This window comes from Rhizobium sp. Rhizsp42 (assembly GCF_047304155.1).
Lineage (GTDB): Bacteria > Pseudomonadota > Alphaproteobacteria > Rhizobiales > Rhizobiaceae > Rhizobium.
This window is the reverse complement of sequence record NZ_JBGLYS010000189.1, coordinates 1-245: the sequence shown is the minus strand read 5'-3', so window position 1 is coordinate 245 and position 245 is coordinate 1. Positions and strand designations below refer to the sequence as shown.

Annotated in this window: 1 protein-coding gene; it reads left to right on the top strand. The window is 52.7% G+C overall.

Annotated features, from left to right (window positions below; translation table 11 throughout):
- A partial coding sequence (locus ACCD05_RS32040; protein WP_413397724.1) for a hypothetical protein occupies window positions 1–245 on the top strand: 245 nt, incomplete at both ends.

Sequence of the window (245 nt, the reverse complement as noted above, 5' to 3'; positions counted from 1 at the left end):
CTCGTGAACGCCGTCGTTCTTATCCTACTAAACCCAGAAAAATTACAAAATTTCCCTGACGACAAAGGACAGCGAATAGACAATATCCCACGCCCGCCGCATCAACAACACCACGGCCGGCACGATCGTAGTCGCCCTCCCCCCCGTCGTGGTGTTATTACTGATTCAAAGCCCAATAAAACCCCGCCGGACGATTGGCGCGGTGAAGGGATGATCCCGCGCAACCAACCGACGATTAGAATTTT